We start from the raw sequence: 24,723 nt of genomic DNA on the forward strand, positions 1-24,723 counted from the left end.
AGTCTCGCGACATTCCTGCTATGGGAACGATCCTTTTGAAAGACAGACTCTTAGATGCTCGCCTTCGAGATTGCCACCCGGCTCGGAGTCCCGCTACACGAGTTGACTGAACGCACCGTGCACAGGATTTCAGCCGACCGGTCTTTCGGACCCAGGTCCTGAAGCCGTTATGACGTAGTAGCGATTTCTCCGGTCACAGTGTTCACGCAGGCCCCTGCTCGGTGACAGTTGCCGCATACTCCACGATAAGCGGACTTGCTACCAAGCACCGGGAGGTGGTGTCGGTCTTCGGAAGAATCCCCGTAACTCGCGCATAGCCGGTCATCACCGTGGATGTATCGATGCCGGAGTCTTCCCGGTCCAGGGCATGCAACAGTGCTTGGACGCCTCTTCCGTGCAGTTCGGGGGCTGTTCCAGGTGACTGCTCATCCTCAGGCAGCGGCTCACGGTGCCGGGTGAGTGCCGCGACGACTTGGCCGGCCCGAGTGACGAAGGACTCGCCAAGACTCGAAGCGGAGGCCGTTATCTTCAGATCGGGGCCGTCCACCAGCAACGGCGTCCAGCCCCGCAAATGCCGGGCAGATCCGTGCATCAGCAGCCGACAGTCTCCGACTGTCGCACGATCTGTGCCCTGTGCTCGTGCCGAGTCCACGAATACCACGAGATCTTGGTGGGCGCCGCTGAGTGTCACGCACCTCAAGGGGGTTTCGAACATCACCCACTGACCGGGCCGCAGTTCAGCCTCGGTGTACCACCCCGCAACGCTCTCCAGATGCTGGTGTACCTCCCGCAAATGCCGCAGATGCCCACGCTCCCCGTCCGTGGTTGACGCATCCATATCAATACCACCGAACGGCGTGGTCAGGCGAAGGGCGCTGGCCCTCGGCAGACGCCGAGGCTCAGGCACGAACTGTCGCAGTTTTGCCTCCGACAGATAAGCGATCTCACGCAAGGCGCGTTCCCGTCAGGTGTGCTGGCTCCATTACGCACCATGCTGCCACGCCACACCGACACCGGCCGTCAAAGTCCGACTACCTGGCCTTTTCAAGCCAGTTGGCCGCATGCCACGGGTGTGCAATCGATAATGAAGAAGTAAGTGCCGCACTGCCGCGATGACCTCGGGGGATGTCATGGAGGATCGGATCGAGACGGACTCAGCCCTGGCTCGGCTCGCCGACCAGCTGGAGGGAGTAGGTCAAGAACAGGTCCGCCATGACGACAGGCTGGACACCTTCGAGAAGAGCTTGCACGGCGTACGTGCCCACGTCTATGAGCTGCACGGTGACGTCACCGAGGTACGTCAAGAGGTCGCGGGGCTGGAGAGAGCGGTCACCGACACCCGCGAGGCCCTGAACTCCTTCATCGAGCAGTACGGCCGCGACCGCGAGGTGGCCCGGGCTCAAGCCGAGCTGACCCGTCTGACCACTGTCTTCCAGGCAGATTTCGCCCAGCGAAAGCAGACCCGCGCTCTGGCCCGAGGGCTGGTCCACACTCTCACAGCTCAGGCCGTGCACAAGAAGATGGTCAACACCACCACGGTACGGGCCTGCGCCGAGGAACGAATGCTCCTCGAGCCGACCTACTGGCTGGCCCCTGCGATGATGGCGGTGGCCGCCAACTTCCGCAGCGACACCGAGCAGGGTGACCGCGCCAAGTCGCATGCATCCACCCTGGACGCTGCCAAGGCCCACCTCTTCTTCGCTCTGACCTCCTCCCGCCTGGGGAATGAGACCGAAGCGGCTTCCTGGATGGACACCTACCTCCAGTCGCTCAACCCTGAGGAACTCGGTCAGGACTTCTGCGTCGTCCTGGACGCCATCGCCAGCAACGACCTGGGAGAGGAAACGCTCGGCTACGCCCGGCAAGCCATGGCGGGGTGGAACCAGAGCATGCACCACACACCAACCTCCACCCAGTGGGCAGCTCGACTGCGCGGTATGCGCCGCCGGTTGCCCGAAGACGGGTACGCGGCGCTGCGCCAGACCTGCGGAAACCAGTGGGACGCCCTCCGGCACGGCTGGGAACTCGCGACCGTGCCCGGAAGGACCCTTGCCTACCTTCGGCTCACGTTTCCCGACGGCCCGGACGGATTCGACCGACCCGTCAGTGGCGGCCGCCACGTCGAGAGCGCCCTGGAGCGGCTGATCAACCAGCTCGAGCCCGACGAGGCCCACCTGCTTGAGCAAATGCGGAGGCTTGAGCGCATCATCGAACATGACGGAGACCTGAAGGCGGCCGGCCAGGCACACGTGTCGGTTCCGGGCCCGGAAGCCGAGCCGGTGACCTTCACGGCACTCCTGGATCAGGCCGTTTTCGAACCTGACGAGGCACGGCTGGGCGCCGCAGCCCGCCGCATGGCCCTCCGCGCTATCTGGCCAAGCCTGAAAAGCACCACCCGCCGAATCATCGCTGAGTCCGAGCGTCAGCTCCCCCCTACCGTCACCCTGAGCGTGGCACGACATTCCGTGACCCTGCCGACGGATCCGAACCAGCACGTGCCCCCGGGCCCGCTCGTCAACGGCCTCGCCGCGCGCCTTGAGCGACAGACTCAGGCCCGCTCGGACGCCGTGGTGCGCCGCTGGCCGCGCGTCTTCGGCGCACTACTGTTCGGGGTCGTCACCGGAACGCTCGTGGTGCCGTTCGTCGACGGCGCATGGCGGGGGCTCTTCTTCCTCTTCATCCTCACCGCGGTCGTCTGGATTCTATGGGAGGTCTTCGGTATTCCCCTGCGCAAGAGACACGTGCGCGAGCAGGGCGACCAAGCCCGCAATGAGGCCGTCGCGACCCTGGCCACCGCACTACAACAGCGGGAGGATTTTTTCGCCGAATGGCACGAGGGCATGCAGGACCTGGCCGACCTCACCCTCTGGGGCGGGGCCCCCAAGCAGCACTGACCACAAGTGCGACACGCAAGGTGACGGGCAAGAAAGGGCAAGGGTGGACAACTTCACACTGATCGGTGGCCGTTTCAGGCCGAAGGAAGGCCCCGTCAGTGGCGCCATGGGCGATGTGTGGACAGCCGAAGACACAAGACTGGGCCGCACCGTGGCACTAAAGTTCCTTGCACGGCGTCGCCTCTTGCAGCAGGGTGCCCCCACAGAGTTCGCCGAGTCGACCGCGAGAATGTTTCAGCGGGAGGCCCGGGCCATGGCTCGGGTCAACCATCCGCGTGTCGCCCACATCTACGACAGCGGTGAACACAGCGGCGATTTTTACATCGTTATGGAGTATGTCGAGGGCAAATCCCTCGCCGGACATCTCAGGTGCGGGCCGCGGCTCCCGCTGGAACGCACCGCACGGTGGATACGACAGATCTGCGAAGGACTCGACGCTGCGCACACCGCTGAAGTGATCCACCGCGACATCAAGCCTGAGAACATCATGATTACGCGACAGGGAGACGTAAAGCTTGTCGACTTCGGACTGGCGTACCTGACCGACGTCACCCAGACCCACATCGCAGCAGGCACCCCGCTATATAAAGCACCTGAGCGGTGGCACGGGGAAACGGGCAGCGTAAGCAGCGACCTGTACTCCGTGGGCTGCGTCCTCTACGAGATGCTGACGGGACACCCGCCCTTCGGAAGCCACCAGGACGATGCCCTGACTGTGGGCCGGATGCATCAGGACGACGCGCCGGCGCCCCCGAGCGCCCACCGCCCAGGAGTCCCCGCTCAACTCGACAGCCTCACCCGCGCCCTCCTGGCGAAGGACCCAGCGGAGCGCCCCAAGAACGCTCAGACGGTGGCACATGCGGTAGGCGAAATCCTCAATGCCCTCAACATCACGGACGCCGCAGGCCGGGCCGACATACCCGACACTCAGGGTGACAACGCCAGCTTCTCCAAACGCATCGAAGCGCTGGACCTGCGGATCTTCGAGCTGGAACTCCTTCACGATCCCAGCGATCAGCCACTGATCGATGCACGCACCGAACACGCCGAGGTCACCGGCCAGTCAGGTGACACCCGCGGAGCAGCAGCCATGTACAACAAGCTCGCCCAAGACTGCCAGATGCTCTTCGGGCCATTCGATGTCCGCACGCTGGACGCCTTCGAAGGCCTCGCACGATGGAACCGCGCAACCCCCGCAAACTAACAGCTGTCTTCAAACGGATCTTTCCGCCCTCATAGGGGACCCTGGGCTGCCTTCGGCCGCCAGCGTCTTCGAGTGTCGAAGCGTAATCAGGCACCCCTATGTCAGCTCGTGAAGCATCGTCTATCGGCAGCAGCTCCCAACTCATCGCGCAGCGCGGAGCTCCGCTTAGACGTCGTTTCACTTGGTGAGTCGGCGGTAGTCGATCAGGCTGGTGGTTATGGCGGTGAAGGCCAGGAAGTGCTCGGGCTTGCGCTCGTAGCGTCGGTGCAACCGGCGGCAGCCGGAAAGCCAGGACATGGTGCGCTCGACGACCCAACGGTGTCGGTCCAGTCGCTGCGAGGACTCCTTCCTGGCGGGCTATGCGAGGTGCCATGCCGCGTGCTCGGAGTCATCGGCGCTGGTGGTCGTAGTCATAGCCCTTGTCGCCGTGCAGCTTGTCCGGTCGTCGCCGACGTGGTCCGCGGGGACTACGGACGGGCGTGATGGAACAGACCAGAGCGTGCAGGGCCAGGCTGTCGTGGGGGTTGGCTCCGGAGATGCCGACCTCGAGGGGTAGGCCATTGCGATCGACGATGAGGTGGATTTTCGATCCGTTCTTGCCGCGACCGGTCGGATTCGGTCCCGTCAAGAGCCCCTTTGAAGCCCCGGATGCTGACGGAGTCGATCGAGCACCGTGACCAGTCCAGCTCACCGGCGGCCCCGAGTTCGTCGAGGATGACGCGGTGCAGGCGGGCCCAGACGCGGGCCTTGGACCACTGGCGAAGCGGCAGTAGACGGTAGGTCAGGCCAGCCCGAACACTGGCAGCAACTGCCGCCAGGAACAACCGGAAGTGGCGACGAAAATGATCGCTGCCAGGCACTCGCGGTCCCCGGCTCGTCGGCGTCCTCCTCCCTGCGGACGTACGGCCACCTTCTCCCGCACCACCCGCCGGAACAGCTCCCATTACTCCTCGGGCACCATCCGCTCAGCAAGACTCGTCATGCCCAGTACAACGGCCCACAGCCCCAAAGGAAACGACGTCTTACCTCATGCCCCTTCCCGCTGTGGACGCTCCAGAGACACTGGCGCGGGGCACTCAGATGTCACAGACGATCGTCGCGCCGCCTCTCGCCCCGGCTTACCTGCTCAAGGACCCGCCCCAGGGCGGTCTTCCTGCTCCGGGGGCCATGTCCTGGCACTCTCACCTCTCCAACGTTCGGTAGGCCGTCTCGGGCAGCCGCAGGTAGACGGCGGAGGAGACCAGGCACAGCACGGCCACGTACACGGGGAAGAGACCGGCCTGGCCCAAGTCCTTGAACAGCGTGCCTATATAGGGGGCCGTGCCGCCGAAGAGGGCGACGGTGAGGGAGTAGGGGAAGCCGATGCCCGCGGCGCGCACCCGCGCCGGGAACGTCTCCGCGTTCACGGCTGCCGAGACGGCCGTGAAGCCACTCAGCAGGATCATGCCCGCGCACTGCACGAGCAGCAGCGTGACGAAGGAGCCGTCGAGCGCACGCAGCAGCGGCACGCACAGCGCGGCGAAGCCGAGCCCGAACATCAGCAGCAGCGGCTTGCGTCCGAAGCGGTCGGAGACCATGCCGGCTATGGGCTGCAGCGCGGCGAAGAACGTCAGCGAGAGGGTGCCCGCCAGCAGCGCGTCCGCCTTCGCCACCCCGGCGTTGAGCTCGGCGTACGTCGGCAGATACGACGTCCATGTGTAGTACGCCAGCGTGCCGCCCGCCGTGATCCCGCAGATCAGCAGCGACTCGCGCGGATGGCGGCGCAGCGCCTCGAAGAGACCCGGCCGGGGCGCCTGGGCCTGCTCCGCGATTGGGGTCTCCCCTGCTCGAACGGAGTTGAGAGCTCGGGGAAGCGTCTCGTGCGCGCCGCGCCGAACCCAGAAGCCCACGAGGCTCAGGAGCGCGCCCAGTATGAACGGAACCCGCCAGCCCCAGCTGTCCATGGTGGCGGGCGCGAGCTTCGCGACGAGGAGCGCCGCGACACCGGACGCGACGAGCTGCCCGAAGGTCGTCGACACGTACTGGAAGCTGGAGAAGAGTCCCCGCCGCCCGGGCCCGGCCGACTCCACGAGGAACGTGGTCGACGCGGCGAACTCACCGCCCACCGACAGCCCTTGCAGCAGCCGGGCCAGGACGAGGACGACCGGCGCGAGGATCCCGGCGGCGGCGTACGTCGGCGTCAGCCCCACCAGGAGGCTGCTGCCGCCCATCAGCAAAATGGTCACCGTCAGCGCCGCCCGGCGGCCGCGCCGGTCGGCGATCGCGCCCATCAGCAGCCCGCCGATGGGCCGCATGAAGAACCCCACCGCGAAGACCGCGAACGTCGCGAGCAGCGGCACCAGCGAATTCGCCGCGTCTTTGGGGAAGATCTGCGCGGCGATGTACGTGGCCAGGAACGTATATGTATACCAATCGAACCATTCGACCGCATTTCCGACCGAGGCGGCGAGCAACTGCCGTACCGGACGCACCGGAGGGGACACGGCGTCGACTTGAGGCCCCTCAGCGGGGGAATCCGACCCACCCTCACGCGCGGGCCGTTCTCTGAAAGCTGTCATGATCACGCATCTCCCCGTCTTCCAGCACGACGATTACGCCGCGCCTTCCTCTCCAGAAGTCGCACCTCGCACGGACCCAGCTCAGGCGCCCGCAGCACCCCTGACGACTCGTCAGAAAAGTCAGCAAACAGTCAGCATCGACCCGGCCAGAGGCGGCAAAGCCCAGCAGCACCCGCACATGAATGAACAGTCATATGTTCAGCTCGACCTGCGGCGATGCAGGTACGGGGCACCCAGGTAGACTTCCTGGGCGTCCGTGCAGGGGAACCAATCGAACCACTCGACCGCGTTGCCGACGGAGGCGGCGGCGAGTTGGCGTACCGGCGAGGGCGAGCGGCCGGGCGCGCCCCTCGTCAGGGGTTCGGTGTGTTCCGCACTCGGCATGATCCTCCGCTCGGTTCTGCGTCCGTTCCGTGGCTTTGCCGTCCGGCCGCTTCCGGTGCGGGCCGGGCCGTCCCGTGATCATGTACCGGCCGGGCGGCCGTCCGCCAGGGTCTGCGGCGGCCGAAAGGAAACGGCAATGAATGTCCGCGGCTGCCGGCCGGCTCGCACGCCGTTCGCCGCGTCGCTCACAGAAGGAAACACCGGAAGGGGCCGGGGAGTTGCAGAGAGTGACGAACGGATGGTCTCTCGCCGCCCCGGCGCCGATTCCGGTCGCCCGACGGCCGTCGGCCCTGCGCCGGGGAAGGGTGCGGCGGCCGCCCCGACCGTTGAACCGGCCGCCGCGCGCCCGACCCTACCCGCGAGTCACTTGTTGCGGCACCGGGGAATCGCCACGGGTGGTGAGGCATGGATCACCCTGGTCGGCGGCGGGTGCGCGGTGGGCCTCGCGGCGCAGCAGGGCGGCGTAGCGGCCGTCGGCGGCGAGGAGTTCGGCGTGGGTGCCGCGTTCGGCGATGCGGCCGCGGTCGAGGACGACGATCTGGTCGGCGTCGCGGACGGTGGAGAGCCGGTGGGCGATGGTGACCGTGGTGCGGCCCGCGCTGAGCGCGTCGATGGCCTGCTGCACGGCGTGTTCGGTGCGGGTGTCGAGGGCACTGGTCGCCTCGTCGAGGACGAGGACCGGCGGGTCGCGCAGGATGGTGCGGGCCAGCGCCAGGCGCTGCTTCTCGCCGCCGGAGAAGCGGTAGCCGCGCTCGCCGACGAGGGTGTCGTAGCCGTCGGGCAGGGCGGCTATGTGGTCGTGGATCTGGGCGGCGCGGGCGGCGCGTTCGATCTCCTCGTCGCTCGCGTCGGGCTTGGCGAACCGCAGGTTGTCGGCGACCGAGGCGTGGAAGAGGTACGTCTCCTGGGAGACGACGCCGATCGCGCGGGCGAGGGTGTCGAAGCCGAGGTCGCGGACGTCGGTGCCGTCGAGGGTGACCCGGCCCGCACTCACGTCGTACAGGCGCGGCACGAGATAGCTCAGGGTGCTCTTGCCGCTGCCGGTGGCGCCGACGACGGCGAGGCTGCTGCCCGCCGGGACGGTGAGGTCGATGTCGCTCAGGGTGGGCGCGGCGGCGGTGTCGTAGGCGAAGGAGACGTTCTCGAAACGGAGGTCGCCGCGGGGTGCGGCGAGGGGGACGGGGCGCTCCGGTTCGGCCAGCGGGACGGGCAGGTCGAGGTATTCGAAGATCCGCTGGAAGAGCGCGAGGGAGGTCTGCATCTGCACGCCGGTGGAGAGCAGCGAGACGGTGGGGCGCAGCAGGCCCTGCTGGAGGGTGACGAAGGCGACGAGGGTGCCGAGGGAGAAGGCGGGGCCGCCCAGTTGCAGGACGAGTCCGGCGGCCCAGTAGATGAGCGCGGGCATGGCGGCCATGACGATGCCGATGGTGGCCATCCGCCAGCGTCCGGCCATGCTGGCGCGGACCTCCAGGCCGACCAGGCGCTCGGACTCGTCGGCGAAGCCGCGGGTGAGGGAATCGGCGCGGCCCATGGTGCGGCCCAGCAGGATGCCGCTGACCGAGAGGGATTCGGTGACCATCGCGGACATCGCGGCCAGCTGCTTCTGGCGCTGTGAGGTGATCTTCTTGCGTTCGTTGCCGACCCGGCGGCTGATCGCGACGAAGAGCGGGAGCAGAAGCAGGGAGACGCAGGTCAGCCGCCAGTCGAGGGCGAGCATCGCGACGACGGTGGCGACCACCGAGGTGAGGTTGGAGACCAGCGAGGTGGCGGTGGAGGTGACCGTGGCCTGCATACCGCCGATGTCGTTGGCGATCCGTGACTGCACCTCGCCGGTGCGGGTGCGGGTGAAGAACGCCAGCGGCATCCGCTGGAGCTTGGCGTAGACCGAGGTGCGCAGATCGTGCATGACGCGCTGGCCGACGGTGGTGGAGAGGAGGGTCTGCAGGACGCCGAAGACGCTGTTGGTCACGGCGGCGAGGATCATGCCGAGGGCGAGCAGGGTGAGCAGGCCGGTGCGGCGCCCGGGGATCGCCACGTCGAGGATCTCGCGCAGCAGGAACGGTCCGGCCACCGAGACCAGCGAGGAGGCGGCGACCAGCAGGCCGACGGTGGCCAGCCGGGCGCGGTAGGGACGGAAGAGGGCGAGGATCCGCCGGACCGGGACGGGCTGGTCCGGGGCGTCCGGGTCCTTGGCCGGTGGGGTCCACTCGGGTTCGTCGCGGCGCATGGGCTCCTTCGAGGGTGTCGGGTGCACATTCCGTGGATTTCCCGGAGCCTAGCCGATTGTTACCTAAGCTCATAATGAACCCTGTCCTGATAGCCTCGGGGCATGTCCTCCCCCGCCCCGACGCCCGCGCCGGACCCGGCCCACGCGACCGACCCGGCGACCTACCCGGCGGCCGGTCCCGCGCCCGGTGGCGCGCACGTCGCCGAGCAGCTGGTCCGGCTGACCCGCCGGATGCACCGCGCCCAGAAGCACCACATGGCGCAGCTCGACCTCGCCTTCACGCCCGCCCAGTCGCGGCTGCTGCGGGTGGTGGCCCATTACGGCGACGCCCCGCCCCGGATGGCCGACCTCGCCGCGCGCCTGGAGGTGGTGCCCCGTGCGGTGACCACACTGGTCGACGCCCTGGAGGAACAGGGTGCGGTGCGCCGCGTCCCCGATCCCGCCAACCGGCGGGTGGTCCGGGTCGAGCTGACCGGCACGGGGCGCGCCACGCTCGACGCGCTGCGCAGCGCACGTCGCAGCGCCGCGGAGGACATCCTGGCCCCGTTGAGTGCCGAGCAGCGCGACACGCTCGGCGGGCTGCTGGCCGCCCTGGTCGACCGGGAGGGCCCGCACCGCTGACCGCCCCGTCGTCCGCCCGGCGGGCCGGGCACGAGCCGACCGGAGGAGTCCCATGCCCCTGCTGGAGCCGAAACCGGAGGCCCTGCGGCCCGCCCCGACCGGCGGCGCCGCCCCGGACCGGGTTCCTCCGGAGCGCGCGGGCGGCACCCCCGAACCGCTGCGCGGCGACCTGATCGCGCTGCTGGGCGCGGACAAGGTGCTGCACACCGTCTCCGACCTGGTCCGCTACGCCTCCGACGCCAGCCCCTACCGCTTCGTCCCGCAGGTCGTCGTCCTCGCCGCGGACGTCGACGACATCTCCGCCGTCTTCTCCTACGCCCACGGCAAGGGCCGGCATGTCGTCCTGCGGGCGGCCGGTACCTCCCTCAACGGGCAGGCGCAGGGCGAGGACATCCTCGTCGACGTGCGGCGGCACTGGCGGGGCATGGAGGTGCTGGACGGCGGGGCCCGCGCCCGGATCCGGCCCGGGACGACGGTGCTGCGGGCCAACGCGGCGCTCGCCCGCCACGGCCGGGTGCTCGGCCCCGACCCGGCCAGCGCCGTCGCCTGCACCCTCGGCGGCGTGGTCGCCAACAACGCGTCGGGGATGACCGCCGGGACCACCCGCAACTCCTACCGGACGCTGGCGTCGGTGACGCTGGTGCTGCCGTCCGGCACGCTCGTCGACACCGGTGAGCCGGACGCCGACGACCTGCTGGCGCACGCCGAGCCGGAGCTGTGCGCCGGGCTGCTGCGGATCAAGGCGACGATCGAGGCGGACGCGGAGCTGGTGGCCCGTATCCGCGCCAAGTACACGCTGAAGAACACCAACGGCTACCGACTCGACGCGTTCCTCGACGGCGCCACGCCCGCCGGGATCCTGCGGGGTCTGGCGGTCGGTTCGGAGGGCACGCTCGCCTTCGTCGCCGAGACCGTCTTCGACACGCTGCCGCTGGAGCGGTACCCGGTGAGCGCGCTGCTGTTCTTCCCCACGCTGCGCGCCGCGGCCGCCGCCGTCCCCGGCTTCAACGACGCGGGCGCGCGGGCGGTGGAGCTGATGGACGGCAACACGCTGCGGGCGTCGGTGAGCGTGGCCGGGGTGCCGGCCGACTGGGCGCGGCTGCCGAAGGAGACCGCCGCGCTGCTGGTGGAGTTCCGGGAGTCCGACGAGGAGGCTGCCGCCGCGCGGTTGGCGGCGGCCGGTCGGCTGCTGGACGGGCTGGAGCTGGTCACGCCGGTCGCCTCCGTCACCAACGCCTTCACCCGCGACCCGGCGGTCATCGGCGGCCACTGGAAGGCCCGTAAGGCGTTCGTGACGGCGGTCGGCGGCTCCCGGCCGTCCGGCACCACGCTGATCACCGAGGACTTCGCGGTGCCGCCGGACCGGCTCGCCGACGCCTGCACCGCGCTGCTGGACCTCCAGGCGCGGCACGGCTTCGACGCGGCGGTCGCCGGGCACGCCGCCCACGGCAACCTCCACTTCCTGCTCGCCTTCGACGCCGCCCGCCCCGACGACGTGGCCCGCTACGCCGCGTTCATGGACGCGTTCTGCACGCTGGTCACCGACCGGTTCGACGGCTCCCTCAAGGCGGAGCACGCCACCGGGCGGAACATCGCGCCGTTCCTGGAGCGCGAATGGGGGCCGCGCGCCACGGAGTTGATGTGGCGGATCAAGCGCACCCTCGACCCGCACGGCATCCTCGCCCCGCGCGTCCTCCTCGACCGCGACCCGAAGGCGCATCTGCGCGGTCTGAAGACCATCCCCACCGTCGAGGCGGTCGCCGACCCCTGCATCGAGTGCGGCTTCTGCGAACCGACCTGCCCCAGCGAGGACCTGACGACCACGCCCCGGCAACGCATCGTGCTGCGCCGCGAGATGCTGCGGCAGCCGCCCGCGTCCCGGGTCACCGACGCGCTGCTCGACGCGTACGGCTACGACGCCGTCGACACCTGTGCGGGCGATTCGACCTGCAAGCTGGCCTGTCCGGTGGGCATCGACACCGGTGCGCTGATGAGGGACTTCCGCCACCGGCGGCACTCGCCGCGCGAGGAGCGGGCGGCGGCGCTGGCGGCCCGGCACTTCGGGCGCGTCGAACGGGCCGCACGGCTGGCCGTCGCCGCCGCCGAACGCCTCGACGACCGGTGGCTCACGCGATTCACCGACGCCGCCCGCAGGGCCGTCCGCCCCGATCTCGTCCCGCGCTGGCTGCCGCAGCTGCCCGGCGCCGCGGCCCGCGAACTGCCCGCCACCGAGCGGACGACGGCCACCGCGGTCTACTACCCGGCGTGCGTCAACCGCATCTTCGGCGGCCCGGCGGGCGATACGGGCCCGTCGCTGCCGGAGGCGGTGGTGGAGCTGGCGCGGCGGGCCGGTGCGCCCGTGTGGCTCCCGCCGGACGTCACCGGTACGTGCTGCGCCACGATCTGGCACTCCAAGGGCTACGAACGGGGCAACGTGGTGATGGCCAACCGCATCGTCGAGGCGGCCTGGGGCTGGACCGCGGGCGGACGGCTGCCGCTGGTCGTCGACGCGTCGTCCTGCACGCTCGGCATCGCCCGGGAGGTGGTGCCGTATCTGACGCCCGCAGGCCGCGCGCTGCACGCGGAGCTGACCGTCGTCGACTCGGTGGTGTGGGCCGCCCGCGAGCTGCTGCCGCGCCTGGAGATCCGCCGCCGCACCGGCTCCGCGGTGCTCCACCCCACCTGCTCCATACAGCATCTCGGCGACGAGGCGGAGCTGCGGCAGGTGGCCGAGGCGTGCGCGGCGGAGGTGGTGGTGCCGGACGACGCCGGGTGCTGCGCGTTCGCCGGGGACCGCGGGATGCTGCACCGGGAGCTGACGGAGTCGGCGACCGCCCTGGAAGCCGCGGAGGTCGCCGCCCGGGAGTGGGACGCGTATCTGTCGGCGAACCGGATGTGCGAGGTCGGCATGGACCATGCGCTCGGCAGGCCGCGCTACCGCTCGGTGCTGACGGAGCTGGAGCGGGCGACGCGGCCGGACGCCGGCTGAGGCGGGGTGCGTGCCCTGTGGGGGCGGGCGCGCACCCCGCGCCGGTCACCCCTTGGCGCCGAGGTGCAGCGCCACCGCGCTCCGCGCCGGGACCGTCAGCTGCGCGGTGCCGTCGTCGCCGACGGTGACGGTGTTGCCCGCGCAGTCACCGGGCGCCGCCTTGACCACGTTGCAGTACGTGCCGGCGGGCAGCCCGGTGGTGAAGGTGCGCGAGACCTCGCCGTCGCCGTCGTTGAGGGCCACGAAACCGGACCCGCCACGGCTGAAGGAGAGCGCGTCGCCGCCGTTGTCCCACCAGTTGGCGAGCTCAGCCGAGCCGACCTCGTTGCGGAAGCCGACCATCCCGGTGACGGCGGTGGCGGCGTGCTCGTTCGTCCAGCCGTCGCCGCCGGAGGGCGGGCCCGCGTCCTTGTCGTCCCAGGTGTAGCCGGAGTAGACGTTGGGCGAGCCGTAGGGCGAGGCGAGCAGGAAGACGTTGGCGAGGGTGTAGCGGTCGCCGTCCTTGTAGGTGAGCGTGGAGCCGTTGCGCTCGGTGTCCCAGTTGTCGACGAAGGTACGGGCCTTGTCGCCGGGGAGCTTGCCGTCGCCGACGGACTTCAGCTGCGCGATGGTGCCTGCCTGGAAGGCGCTCTTGAGGTGGGTGCCGTAGCGGAACTCGTCGACATCCCCGATGCCGGTGTACTCCTCGGGCTTGACGGCCTCGCCGCCACCGGCGATGACCTCGCTGACCCAGTAGCCGGGATCCTGGCTCATCCTGCCCTTGATCGCGGCGATGTCGTCGGCGGCCATGTGCTTGGCGGCGTCGATCCGGAAGCCGTCGGCGCCGAGGGCGCGCAGGTCGTCGAGGTAGGCGGCGATCTTGCCGCGGACCGCGTCGCTGCCGGTGTCGAGGTCGGCGAGGCCCACCAGTTCGCAGTTCTGGACGTCGTCGCGGTTGCCGTAGTCGGAGATGTCCTTGCGGCAGCCGTGGAAGTCCTGGTCCTGGTAGGTGCCGGGGTAGTCGTACTTGGTGTACTGCGAGTCGCCGGTACCGGTGCCGGAGCCCGCGGACATGTGGTTGATGACGGCGTCCGCGATGACCTTGACCCCGGCCGCGTGGCACGCCTTGGTCATCGCCGCGAAGGCGTCCCGGTCACCGAGCCGACCGGCGATCTTGTAGCTGACGGGCTGGTAGGAGGTCCACCACTGGTCGCCCTGGATGTGTTCGGAGGCGGGTGACACCTCGACGTAGCCGTAGCCCGCCGGACCGAGTTGGTCGGTGCACGCCTTGGCGACCTCCGCGAACGGGCGCTCGAAGAGGGTGGCGGTGACCGTCTTCTCCCCGGCCGGGGCGGCGGCCGCGCGCCCCCCGCCCGGGGTGGCCTGGGACGGCCAGGGCATGAACGCGGCGAGACCGGCGGCGGCCAGCACACCGGCCAGCGTCCCGCCCAGCACTCGGGAACGTTGCTGCATCTTGCGGCTCCTTCGACGAACGGGCGCGGACGTGCCGCGCCCGGGAACAAGCAGCCACGCGCCAGGCCGCCATGGGGGGATTCCGCGTCGGAGCCTGCCGCCCTTCCGTGGACACGTCAAGGCTCGTCGTAAGTTTTTTCAGGTATTTACGCAAGAGATTGCGGGCCGGACGGGACCCATGAGGCGCGCTTCCGGGGGCGCGCATCCCGCCCTTGAACAGCGCTTCGCCGAGCCGTCGCGGGGCGGCCGGCGAGAAGTCCAAGTGCTCGAACGCTCCGTCCAACCGGCCCTCTTGTGCCGTCGGCCGCCCAACCGCCAGGGTCCTGGGCGAGGTTCACGTAGGCACCCGCCATCCGCTCTCCTGGAGGACCGATGAACGAGGCCCATTCGCAGAACCAGGCATCCCCGTCCGACGGCGACCCGGCCGCGGACTCTCCCGCCGGCGAGCCCGGTCCCAGCCGCCGTTCGGTCCTGTGGACCGCGGGCGCCGCGGGCGCCGGTCTCGGTCTCGGCGGGCTCACCGCGGGCCACGCCGCCGCGGCGTCCCCGGCACGGGGTCCCGCCGCCGCTCCCGGCGCGGCGGCCCCGGCTGCCAAGGGAAAGACCATGATCGGGGTGCCGTTCGAGCCGCGCAGCACCGTACGCGTCGGCATCATCGGTCTGGGCAACCGCGGCGGCAGCATGATCGACCTCTTTCTGGCGGTCCCCGGCGTCCGCGTCGTCGCGCTCTGCGACCCGGTCAAGGAGAAGACCGCCCGCGCCGCGAAGAAGGTCACCGACGCCGGACAGCCGGCGCCCGCCGTCTACGCCAACGGCGAGGAGGACTTCGTCCATCTCTGCGCCCGCGGCGACATCGACTTCGTCTACGCGGCCACACCGTGGGACCGCCACTTCGACATGGCCGCGACCGCACTGCGCCACGGCAAGCACGTCGGCGTGGAGTGCCCGCTCGCCCTCCGCCTCGACCAACTGTGGGAGCTGGTCGACCTCTCCGAACGCACCCGCAGACACTGCTTCCAGATGGAGAACTGCTGTTACGGCAGGAACGAGATGCGGGTGCTGCGCATGGCGCACGCCGGACTCTTCGGCGACCTGCTGCACGGCGCCGGGGCCTACAACCACGATCTGCGCGGCATGATGTTCGACCCGGAGTACTACGAAGGGCCCTGGCGCCGCCTGTGGCACACCCGGCTCCGCGGCGACCTCTACCCCACGCACGGCTTCGGCCCCGTCGCCAACTACATGGACGTCAACCGCGGCGACCGCGCGGTGCGCATCGCCAGCTTCGGCACGCCCGCGCTGGGCCTGGCCGCCTACCGCAAGGAGCACATGCCGCCCGGCGACCCGAGCTGGAAGGAGTCGTACATCGAGAGCGACCGGACGATCAGCCTCGTCCAGACCGCCAAGGGCCGCGTCATCCGCCTCGAACACGACGTCTCCACGCCGCACCCCTACAGCCGGATCAACAGCCTCGGCGGCACCAAGGGCGTCTTCGAGGACTACCCCGAGCGCATCTACATCGAGCCCGACCACAGCAACGACGAGTGGGGCGACTTCGGGAAGTACGCGGAGTGGGACCACTGGCTGTGGAAGGAGCACGCCAACCCGCCGGGCGGCCACGGCGGCATGGACTACATGCTGGTCTTCCGCATGATGCAGTGCATGCGTCTCGGCCTCGTACCGGACTTCGACGTCTACGACGCGGCCACCTGGACCGCGCCCGTCCCGCTGAGCGATGCCTCACTCAAGGCGGGCGGCGCACCCCAGGAGATCCCCGACTTCACCCGCGGCCACTGGAAGAAGGCCCGGCCCGGGATGGACTCGGAGAAGCCGGCGGAGTAGCGGCCGACGACGGGCCCGGGCCGCGGCGCCCGGGCCCGGACGTCACGCCTCCAGGTGGGCCCGGTCCCCCATCACCACCACCGGCCCGCGGGCCGGATCGAGCGCGCGCAGCAGATCGGCCATGCCCTCCTTGGCGATGCTGACGCAGCCCGAGGTGCCGCTGCCGTGGTCGAGATGCAGCCATATCCCGCCCCCCTTGGACTGCCCCTCGGGCCGCTCCGGATCCAGCGGCGACCGGCCCGGGACGCGGTTGTAGTTCACGGCGACGACGTAGTCGAAGTCGTGCCGGGTGTTCTTCGACCAGTACGCGGGCGGGGTGAACGCCGCCGAGTGCGTGTACGGCAGCCGGGCCCCGGGATCGGCGAGCACCCCGCCCGCGTCGGTCAGCGTGAACACCCCGACGGGGCTGCGCTTGTCGCCCTCGTGATGATGCGTCGTCCAGCCGTGCCGGCCGTTGTGCGCCGCCCAGCTGCCCTTCTTCTCCCAGCCCTTGGGGCCCTTGTCGTAGAGGACGAGCGTGGCGTCCGGCGAGTCGGCGCCGCGGCCGTAGACGGCCACGACCTGGCGTGCGGCGGCGGGTATCCGGGCGCGCAGCGCCGGGCCGACGCCGGGGACACGGGTGAGCGGGGCGGCGCGTGCCTCATCGCGCCCGCCGTCCGCGCCGCGCCCGCCGTGGGCCCCGGCACCGGCGTGGTCGTCGCCCTGCCCACCGCTCTGCTCGACGGAACCGCAGCCCACCAGCAGCACCAGCCCCGCCGCGGCCGACGCCACGGCCCGCATCACACCACCCGCATGTCGCATGTCCCCATGCTCCCACCCACCACCGACAATCCCTCAGCCGCGGTCCGGCCGCGCACCGGTCACGGACCGTCGCCCCGGCCCGGGCGCCTGTCCGGGACGGCCCGCGCCGCGGAAAAACCGTTTGAAATCCACCGGCCACCACGCCAGCCTGCCTGAACGTGTCCGCGACGCCGCGTCGTCCGCCCTGCCCGGCGGAGCCGCGGCATCCGGCGCGCGCACCCGCACGGTGACGGCCTGGCGCCGGGCCTGACCGCGGCGGGAGCGGGCTCCGGCGCACCGCGGACACACCGGACCCGCGCATCCGCCCGGCCCCACCCGCCTACGACGCCCACCGCCCCGGGCCTGCAGACCGCGCCCGCCCCACCGGCCCGCCGGGGCCCCCTCCCCCTCCGACCCCCGACCCTTGCTCCGCCCCTGCACCTCCAGGGCCGCATCCGGCCCGCCGCCCCGTGCGCCGCTCCCGGCGCCCCAACGTCTCTGGACACCATGCAGATTCGCGACCTTCCCTATGCCGACCCCGGCGAACCCGACGCCCGCAGCGGCGGCACACTCCTCCGCTGGCTCTACCGCACCCAACTGGGCGGCCAGCTCAAGGCCCTCTTCTGGGGGCTGGTGCACACCGGTGCGCAGGCCGCGTTCCCGGTGCCCGTCGGCCTCGCCGTCCAGGCGGTCGTCGACCGCTCCGGCTCCCGACTGGCCCTCGCCGGCGGGTTGCTGGCCGTCCTGGGCGCGCTCGTCGCGCTCGGCGACACGATGCTGCACCGGGCATCGGTGACCAACTGGATCACCGCGGTCGCCCGGATGCAGCAGCTCCTCGCCCGCAAGGCCACCGACATGGGCTCCGCTCTCACCCGCCGGGTCGCCTCCGGTGAGATCACCGCGGTCGGCACCGGCGACCTGGAGAAGATCGGCTGGCTCGTCGAGGGCGTCTCCCGATTCGGCGCCGCGGCCGTCACCTCGGTCGGCGTCTGCGTCGCCCTGGTGCTCTACCAGCCGGCCCTCGGCACCCTCGTCGCCGTCGGCGCGCCCGTCCTGGCGCTGGCGGTGCTGCCACTGCTGCCGCGCGCGACCCGGCGCGCCGACGCACAGCGCGAGAAGGCCGGACGCGCCACCGAACTCGCCTCCGACACCGTCGCCGGACTGCGCGTCCTGCGCGGCATCGGCGGCGAGGACCTCTTCCTCGACCGCTACCGCGCTGCCTCCCAGGAACAGCGCCGGGCCGCGGTCCGCAGCGCCCGCATGTGGTCGCTGATCTCCGCCGTCCAGGTCGCCCTGCCGGGCCTGCTGCTCGTCGCGGTGGTCTGGTACGGCGTCCATCTCGCCCTCCAGGACCGGATCGCGGTCGGCGAACTGGTCACCGTCTACAGCGCCGTCACCTTCCTCCTCTTCCCGCTGCGCCACTTCGAGGAGACGGCCATGGCGTACGCCTTCGCCCGCCCCTCGGCCGACCGCGCGGCCCGGGTGCTGGCACTGACCCGCACCACCGGCGGAGGCGTCGTGCCGGACGGCCCGCTCACCGGCGATCTGCACGACCCGGTGACCGGACTGACCGCCGTCGCGGGCCGGTTGACGGCCGTGGTCTGCGGCGACCCGGATGCCGCCGGACGGCTCGCCGACCGCCTCGGCGGCCACGCACCGGACGCCGAACCCCAGGAGGCCGCCGCCTCCGACGCCCCCGGCTCCGCTCCCCCGGCCCCGGATGAAGCCCTGCCGTCCGTCCTCCTCGGCGGCACCCCGCTCGACGGCGTACCGCGCGAGACGGCGCGCACCGCCGTCCTCGTCCAGGACAAGGACCCGACACTGCTCTCCGGCACCCTCGGCGACCTCTTCGACATCCCGGCCTCGGGCCGCGTCGAGGCGGCCGACGCCCTCGCCGCGGCCCAGTGCGACGATGTGCTCGCCGCGCTGGCCCAGGCCTCGGCCGACCCGTCCGGCGACCCGGCCACCGCCCGGATCACCGAACGCGGCCGCTCCCTCTCCGGCGGCCAGCGCCAGCGCCTGGCGCTCGCCCGCTCGTTGGTGGCCGACCCCGAGGTCCTCGTCCTCGATGAGCCGACCAGCGCCGTCGACGCACACACCGAGGCGCGGATCGCCGACGGACTGCGGGCGCTGCGCACCGGCCGCACCACCGTCGTCCTCACCTCCAGCCCCCTGCTGCTCGACCGGGCGGACCAGGTGGTCTTCCTCCGCGACGACGTCCTCGTCGCCGCCGCTCCCCACCGCGAACTGCTGCGCAGCTGCCCCGCGTACCGCGCCGTCGTCACCCGCGACAGCGCGCCGCCCGACCTCCCCGGCGACGAAGCACCCGCACCCGCGGGCGCCGCCACCCGTACCGCACCGATCGAGGAGACCGCATGATCGGCCTGGCTCCACCGGAGCACGATCCGGACGCCCCTCAGACCGCCACCACCCTGCCGGTCGGCTCCCCGGCGACGGTGCGGTCCTACGTGGCCGGGCTGCTGCGGCGCCACCGCACGGCGTTCGCGCTGCTCATCGGCGTGAACACCACGGCGGTCGTCGCGTCGATGGTCGGTCCCTACCTCCTCGGCGGGCTTGTCGAGGACCTCTCCCGCGGCGCCGCCTCCCTCCCGCTGGGGGCCACCGTCGCGTGCTTCCTCGCCGCGCTGCTGGTGCAGACGGTCTTCGTCCGCATCATGCGGATGCGCGGGGCCATGCTCGGCGAGGAGATGCTGGCGGATCTGCGGGAGGACTTCCTCGTCCGGTCGGTGGCGCTGCCGCCGGGTGTCCTGGAGAAGGCGGGCACCGGCGATCTGCTGTCCCGGATCACCACGGACATCGACCGGCTCTCCGAGGCCATGCGGGAAGCCGTCCCGCAGCTGGCCATCGGGGTGGTCTGGATCACCCTGCTGCTGGGCGGACTGGTGGTCACCGCGCCGCCGCTCGCCGTCTGCGTCGTCATCGCGCTCCCGCTGCTGATCATCGGCTGCCGCTGGTACTACGCCCGCGCCCCGCGCGCCTACCGTTCCGAGGCCGCCGGGTATGCCGCGGTGGCCGCCGCCCTCACCGAGACCGTCGACGCGGGCCGCACGGTCGAGGCGCACCGATTGGGCCGTCGGCGGGTGGCCTTCTCCGAGCAGCGGGTGCACGAGTGGACCCGCTGGGAGCGGTACACGCTCTATCTGCGGTCGGTCTTCTTCCCGGTGATCAACGTGACGTATGTGCTGCTGCACGGCACGGTGCTGATCGTCGGTGGCGTCTTCGTCCTGCAGGGCTGGATCACACCCGGGCAGCTGACGACCGGTGCGCTGCTGGCGCAGATGATGACCGAGCCCGTCGACATGGTGCTGCGCTGGTACGACGAGTTGCAGGTGGCGCAGGTGTCCATCGCCCGGCTCGTCGGCGTACGGGAGATCGAGCCGGACGCCACCGATGCGTCGCTCACGCCGAAGGGGCGGGACGTCCACGCCGACGAGGTGCGCTTCGGCTACCGGCCGGGCGTCGATGTGCTGCACGAGGTGTCGCTGCGGGTACGGCCCGGCAGCAGGCTCGCGCTGGTGGGTCCGTCCGGGGCCGGGAAGTCGACGCTCGGCCGACTGCTGGCGGGGATCTACGGGCCCCGGACCGGCTCGGTGACGCTCGGCGGCGCGGAGCTGTCCGCCATGCCCGCCGAGCGGGTCCGCTCCCATGTGGCGCTGGTCAACCAGGAGCACCACGTCTTCGTGGGCTCGCTCCGTGACAATCTGCGGCTGGCCCGTGCCGGGGCCGCCGAGGACGAGCTGTGGGCATCTCTTACCGCGGTCGACGCCGACGGCTGGGCGCGGGCGCTGCCGGAGGGGCTGGACACCGAGGTCGGCTCCGGCGGCCATGTGCTGACCCCGGCGCAGGCGCAGCAGATCGCGCTGGCCCGGCTGGTGCTGGCCGATCCGCACACGCTCGTCCTCGACGAGGCGACGTCGCTGCTCGACCCGCGGGCGGCCCGCAGCCTGGAGCGGTCGCTCGGGCAGGTCCTGGACGGCCGGACGGTCGTGGCCATCGCCCACCGGCTGCACACCGCGCACGACGCGGATCTGATCGCGGTGGTCGAGGCCGGCCGGATCAGCGAACTGGGCAGCCATCAGGAGCTGGTCGCCGCCGGCGGCGCGTACGCCGCGCTGTGGCGCTCCTGGCACGGCTGAGGTGCGGGCGCGGCAGCCCCCTCGGTGAGGGCGCCCCGCAGCGTGGCGGTCGGGCGCGCGCCCCGTGGGCGTCGGCCCGGCCGCCCCGGTGTCTCGTCCGGCCGCCGCCACGGCCTGACGAGGCGGCGCCACGGCGGGCCGCGCCACCGGTGCGGGGCTTCGGGTCAGACGTAGCCGAGTGCTCCCAGGGCGCCGATGCCGCCGAGGAGCATGAACGCGGGCATGAGGATCTTCAGCTCGACCCAGCTTCCGGCGCGGAACCGCATGGCCTGCGGCGGGCCGACCGGGAACCAGCGCTTGCGGCCTATCGGGATGGGCCACAGGATGGGGCAGCCCGACACCGTCAGGGCGTCGCCGATGTCGTGCACCAGCGCGCCGAGGACGATCGGCAGGCCCAGCCAGAGGTACTCCTGGCCGGGTTCGGTGAACAGCCAGCCGGCGCCGTTGCCCGGCTGGTCGAGGATGCCCGCCAGGATCCACGCCATGGTGGCGCCCAGGAGCCACACCAGGATGTCGCTGGAGACCCGGGCCGCGCGCCACAGCAGTCCCTCGATGGCGAGCACCATGTGGACGAAGAGAATGCCCAGCACCGCCCACCGCCCGCCCTGGACGGCGAGGAGCGACATGCCGCCGCCGACGAGAACGGCCCAGAGCCAGGTGTGGGTGAGCGTGCGGTGGCCGCCGGAACGGTTCGAGTCGCCGCGCATCTTCGTCGCCTTGTAGACGGCGTGCGAGAGCTTGTCGACCACGTCGCACACCATTCGCGACAGCGGCCCGAAGGAGCGGGAGATGGTCGCGGACTTGTGGTCCAGGTCGGGGGCGAGCGCCGCTCCGGCGCAGATCAAGGCGCCGCAGACGAGCACGGGCCAGGGCATCGGATACCCGGCGGCTCCGGCCGCCGCCCCCACCCCCAGCCAGGCCGCGGCCCCGGACAGCGAATGCGCCGGTCCCATCATGGTCGTTCCCCACCCCTTGAATTCCGGTGTCCGGTCTCTGTGACGCCTGGTCGGCCACACAGCGTAACGCCAGATGATCTCCATATGAGCGGCCGGTTCCCGGATATGGGTCGGGGCCAGGCAGTATGGGGGCGTGACCCTCATCGATCATTTGCCGAACGACGCCGACCCCGATGCCCTCTTCGAAGCCTTTTCGAGCTGGGCCGAGCAGCAGGGCATCGCGCTCTACCCTGCCCAGGAGGAGGCGCTGATCGAAGTGGTCTCGGGCGCGAACCTGATTCTGTCGACCCCGACCGGCTCCGGTAAGAGCCTGGTGGCGGCCGGCGCCCACTTCACCGCGCTCGCCCACGACCAGGTCACCTTCTACACCGCGCCGATCAAGGCGCTGGTGTCGGAGAAGTTCTTCGACCTGTGCAAGCTGTTCGGCACCGAGAACGTCGGCATGCTCACCGGCGACGCGTCCGTGAACGCGGACGCGCCGGTGATCTGCTGCACCGCCGAGGTGCTCGCCTCCATCGCCCTGCGGGACGGCAAGGACGCCGACATCGGCCAGGTCGTGATGGACGAGTTCCACTTCTACGCGGAGCCGGACCGCGGCTGGGCCTGGCAGATTCCGCTGCTGGAGCTGCCGCAGGCGCAGTTCATCCTGATGTCCGCGACGCTCGGCGACATGTCGCGGTTCGAGGAGGACCTGACCCGGCGCACCGGCAAGCCGACATCGGTGGTGCGGTCGGCGACCCGGCCCGTTCCGCTGTCGTACGAGTACCGGGCGACGCCGATGACGGAGACGCTGACCGAGCTGCTGGAGACCCACCAGTCGCCGGTCTACATCGTGCACTTCACCCAGGCGGCCGCCGTGGAACGGGCGCAGGCGCTGATGAGCATCAACATGTGCACACGCGCCGAGAAGGACGAGATCGCCAAGCTCATCGGCAACTTCCGGTTCACCACGAAGTTCGGGCGGAACCTGTCGCGTTACGTCCGGCACGGCATCGGTGTGCACCACGCGGGGATGCTGCCCAAGTACCGGCGGCTCGTCGAGAAGCTGGCGCAGGCCGGGCTGCTGAAGGTGATCTGCGGGACGGACACCCTCGGAGTGGGCGTCAACGTGCCCATCCGTACGGTGCTGTTCACGGCACTGACCAAGTACGACGGCACCCGGGTGCGGACGCTGCGGGCCCGGGAGTTCCACCAGATCGCGGGGCGGGCCGGCCGGGCCGGTTTCGACACCGCGGGCTTCGTCGTGGCGCAGGCCCCCGATCACGTCATCGAGAACGAGAAGGCGCTGGCGAAGGCGGGCGACGATCCGAAGAAGCGCCGCAAGGTCGTACGGAAGAAGGCGCCCGAGGGGTTCGTGAACTGGGGTGAGAACACCTTCGAGAAGCTGATCGCCTCCGACCCCGAGCCGCTGACCTCGCGTTTCCGGGTGACGCACACGATGCTGCTGTCCGTGATCGCCCGGCCGGGCAACGCGTTCGAGGCGATGCGCCGCCTGCTGGAGGACAACCACGAGCCGCGCCGCAATCAGCTGCGGCACATCCGGCGGGCCATCGCGATCTACCGGTCGCTGCTGGACGGCGGCATCGTCGAGCAGCTGGACGAGCCGGACGCGGAGGGCCGCATCGTCCGGCTGACCGTCGACCTCCAGCAGGACTTCGCGCTCAACCAGCCGCTGTCGACGTTCGCGCTCGCGGCGTTCGACCTGCTGGATCCGGAGTCGCCGTCGTACGCGCTGGACATGGTGTCGGTCGTGGAGTCCACGCTGGACGATCCGCGGCAGATCCTCGCGGCCCAGCAGAACAAGGCGCGGGGCGAGGCGGTCGCGCAGATGAAGGCCGACGGCGTCGAGTACGAGGACCGCATGGAGCGGCTCATGGACGTCGAGTACCCCAAGCCGCTGGCGGACCTGCTCTTCCACGCGTACGGGCTGTACCGCCACAGTCACCCGTGGGTCGGCGACCACCCGCTCTCGCCGAAGTCGGTCATCCGTGACATGTACGAACGCGCCATGACCTTCACGGAGTTCACATCGTTCTACGAGCTGGCGCGTACCGAGGGCATCGTGCTGCGGTACCTGGCGAGCGCGTACAAGGCGCTGGACCACACGGTCCCCGACGACCTCAAGTCCGAGGACTTCGAGGACATCATCGCCTGGCTGGGCGAGATGGTGCGTCAGGTCGACTCCAGCCTGCTGGACGAGTGGGAGCAGCTGGCCAATCCGGAGACGGAGACGGCCGAGGAGGCCGCGGAGCGCGCCGATCAGGTCCGGCCGGTCACGGCGAACGCGCGGGCGTTCCGGGTGCTGGTCCGCAACGCGATGTTCCGGCGGGTGGAGCTGGCGGCGCTCGACAAGGTCGAGGAGCTGGGCGAACTGGACGCGGACTCCGGCTGGGACGCCGATGCCTGGGGCGACGCGATGGACGCCTACTGGGACGAGTACGAGGAGCTGGGCACTGGTCCGGACGCGCGCGGCCCGAAGCTGCTGCAGATCGAGGAGGATGCGGAGCACGGTCTGTGGCGGGTGCGGCAGACCTTCGCCGATCCGAACGGCGATCACGACTGGGGCATCTCCGCCGAGGTCGATCTGGCCGCCTCCGACGAGGAGGGGCGCGCGGTGGTGCGGGTGACGGAGGTGGGGCAGCTGTGAGCGAGGTACGGC

The 24,723-nt window shown here is 70.8% G+C and carries 15 protein-coding genes and 1 pseudogene; 8 read left to right on the forward strand and 8 right to left on the reverse strand.

Features of this window, described 5'->3' with window-relative positions:
* Window positions 1-202: 202 nt before the first annotated feature.
* Complete coding sequence (locus ABT345_RS09295) at window positions 203-952, reverse strand: SAVMC3_10250 family protein (RefSeq protein ID WP_345087771.1); 750 nt, start codon at window positions 950-952, stop codon at window positions 203-205.
* A 178-nt stretch (window positions 953-1,130) separates the two neighbouring features.
* Between ABT345_RS09295 and ABT345_RS09300 the strand changes: the two genes are divergently transcribed.
* Both ABT345_RS09300 and ABT345_RS09305 read left to right on the forward strand, forming a co-directional pair.
* Window positions 1,131-2,894: a hypothetical protein gene (locus tag ABT345_RS09300; protein ID WP_345087773.1), complete on the forward strand. Its 1,764-nt coding sequence runs from the start codon at window positions 1,131-1,133 to the stop codon at window positions 2,892-2,894.
* 43 nt (window positions 2,895-2,937) lie between these two features.
* Window positions 2,938-4,098, forward strand: coding sequence for a serine/threonine-protein kinase (locus ABT345_RS09305; protein WP_345087775.1), 1,161 nt, complete (start codon window positions 2,938-2,940; stop codon window positions 4,096-4,098).
* A 177-nt stretch (window positions 4,099-4,275) separates the two neighbouring features.
* Here ABT345_RS09305 and ABT345_RS09310 read toward each other — a convergent pair.
* The 4 genes and pseudogenes from ABT345_RS09310 to ABT345_RS09325 all read right to left on the reverse strand — a co-directional run bounded on the left by ABT345_RS09310 (window position 4,276) and on the right by ABT345_RS09325 (window position 9,267).
* Window positions 4,276-5,035: pseudogene (locus ABT345_RS09310) on the reverse strand (IS5 family transposase).
* A 244-nt stretch (window positions 5,036-5,279) separates the two neighbouring features.
* Entirely contained in the window at window positions 5,280-6,656 is a 1,377-nt protein-coding gene (locus tag ABT345_RS09315; RefSeq protein ID WP_386458889.1) for an MFS transporter, read from the reverse strand.
* A gap of 198 nt (window positions 6,657-6,854) precedes the next feature.
* On the reverse strand, window positions 6,855-7,040 hold the full coding sequence (locus tag ABT345_RS09320; RefSeq protein WP_345087779.1) for a hypothetical protein: 186 nt from the start codon (window positions 7,038-7,040) through the stop codon (window positions 6,855-6,857).
* Between the two features lie 352 nt (window positions 7,041-7,392).
* Complete coding sequence (locus tag ABT345_RS09325) at window positions 7,393-9,267, reverse strand: ABC transporter ATP-binding protein (protein ID WP_345087781.1); 1,875 nt, start codon at window positions 9,265-9,267, stop codon at window positions 7,393-7,395.
* Between the two features lie 231 nt (window positions 9,268-9,498).
* On the opposite strand from ABT345_RS09325, the gene ABT345_RS09330 reads away from it, so the two are divergent.
* Together ABT345_RS09330 and ABT345_RS09335 are read left to right on the forward strand one after the other, a co-directional pair.
* On the forward strand, window positions 9,499-9,888 hold the full coding sequence (locus ABT345_RS09330; protein ID WP_345088153.1) for a MarR family winged helix-turn-helix transcriptional regulator: 390 nt from the start codon (window positions 9,499-9,501) through the stop codon (window positions 9,886-9,888).
* Window positions 9,889-9,940: 52 nt separating this feature from the next.
* Window positions 9,941-12,877: an FAD-binding and (Fe-S)-binding domain-containing protein gene (locus ABT345_RS09335; protein ID WP_345087783.1), complete on the forward strand. Its 2,937-nt coding sequence runs from the start codon at window positions 9,941-9,943 to the stop codon at window positions 12,875-12,877.
* A gap of 45 nt (window positions 12,878-12,922) precedes the next feature.
* Here the strand turns inward: ABT345_RS09335 and ABT345_RS09340 are convergent, their stop codons facing one another.
* A complete protein-coding gene (locus ABT345_RS09340) occupies window positions 12,923-14,329 on the reverse strand; it encodes an alpha-amylase (RefSeq protein ID WP_345087785.1) in 1,407 nt (468 codons plus the stop codon).
* A 372-nt stretch (window positions 14,330-14,701) separates the two neighbouring features.
* Between ABT345_RS09340 and ABT345_RS09345 the strand changes: the two genes are divergently transcribed.
* Entirely contained in the window at window positions 14,702-16,171 is a 1,470-nt protein-coding gene (locus ABT345_RS09345; RefSeq protein WP_345087787.1) for a Gfo/Idh/MocA family protein, read from the forward strand.
* A gap of 42 nt (window positions 16,172-16,213) precedes the next feature.
* Here the strand turns inward: ABT345_RS09345 and ABT345_RS09350 are convergent, their stop codons facing one another.
* On the reverse strand, window positions 16,214-16,972 hold the full coding sequence (locus ABT345_RS09350; protein WP_345087789.1) for a L,D-transpeptidase family protein: 759 nt from the start codon (window positions 16,970-16,972) through the stop codon (window positions 16,214-16,216).
* 486 nt (window positions 16,973-17,458) lie between these two features.
* On the opposite strand from ABT345_RS09350, the gene ABT345_RS09355 reads away from it, so the two are divergent.
* Both ABT345_RS09355 and ABT345_RS09360 read left to right on the forward strand, forming a co-directional pair.
* Window positions 17,459-19,330, forward strand: a complete 1,872-nt coding sequence (locus tag ABT345_RS09355; RefSeq protein ID WP_345087791.1) for an ABC transporter transmembrane domain-containing protein — start codon at window positions 17,459-17,461, stop codon at window positions 19,328-19,330.
* Window positions 19,327-21,108, forward strand: a complete 1,782-nt coding sequence (locus ABT345_RS09360; RefSeq protein ID WP_345087793.1) for an ABC transporter ATP-binding protein — start codon at window positions 19,327-19,329, stop codon at window positions 21,106-21,108. Before ABT345_RS09355 ends, ABT345_RS09360 begins: the two co-directional genes overlap by 4 nt.
* A 164-nt stretch (window positions 21,109-21,272) precedes the next feature.
* Here the strand turns inward: ABT345_RS09360 and ABT345_RS09365 are convergent, their stop codons facing one another.
* Complete coding sequence (locus tag ABT345_RS09365; RefSeq protein WP_345087795.1) at window positions 21,273-22,064, reverse strand: metal-dependent hydrolase; 792 nt, start codon at window positions 22,062-22,064, stop codon at window positions 21,273-21,275.
* A 133-nt stretch (window positions 22,065-22,197) separates the two neighbouring features.
* Here ABT345_RS09365 and ABT345_RS09370 point away from each other — a divergent pair, with 133 nt between their 5' ends.
* Window positions 22,198-24,711, forward strand: coding sequence for a DEAD/DEAH box helicase (locus ABT345_RS09370; protein WP_345087797.1), 2,514 nt, complete (start codon window positions 22,198-22,200; stop codon window positions 24,709-24,711).
* Window positions 24,712-24,723: the final 12 nt, after the last annotated feature.

Source organism: Streptomyces sp. NPDC000404 (assembly GCF_040300365.1).
Lineage (GTDB): Bacteria > Actinomycetota > Actinomycetes > Streptomycetales > Streptomycetaceae > Streptomyces > Streptomyces ramulosus.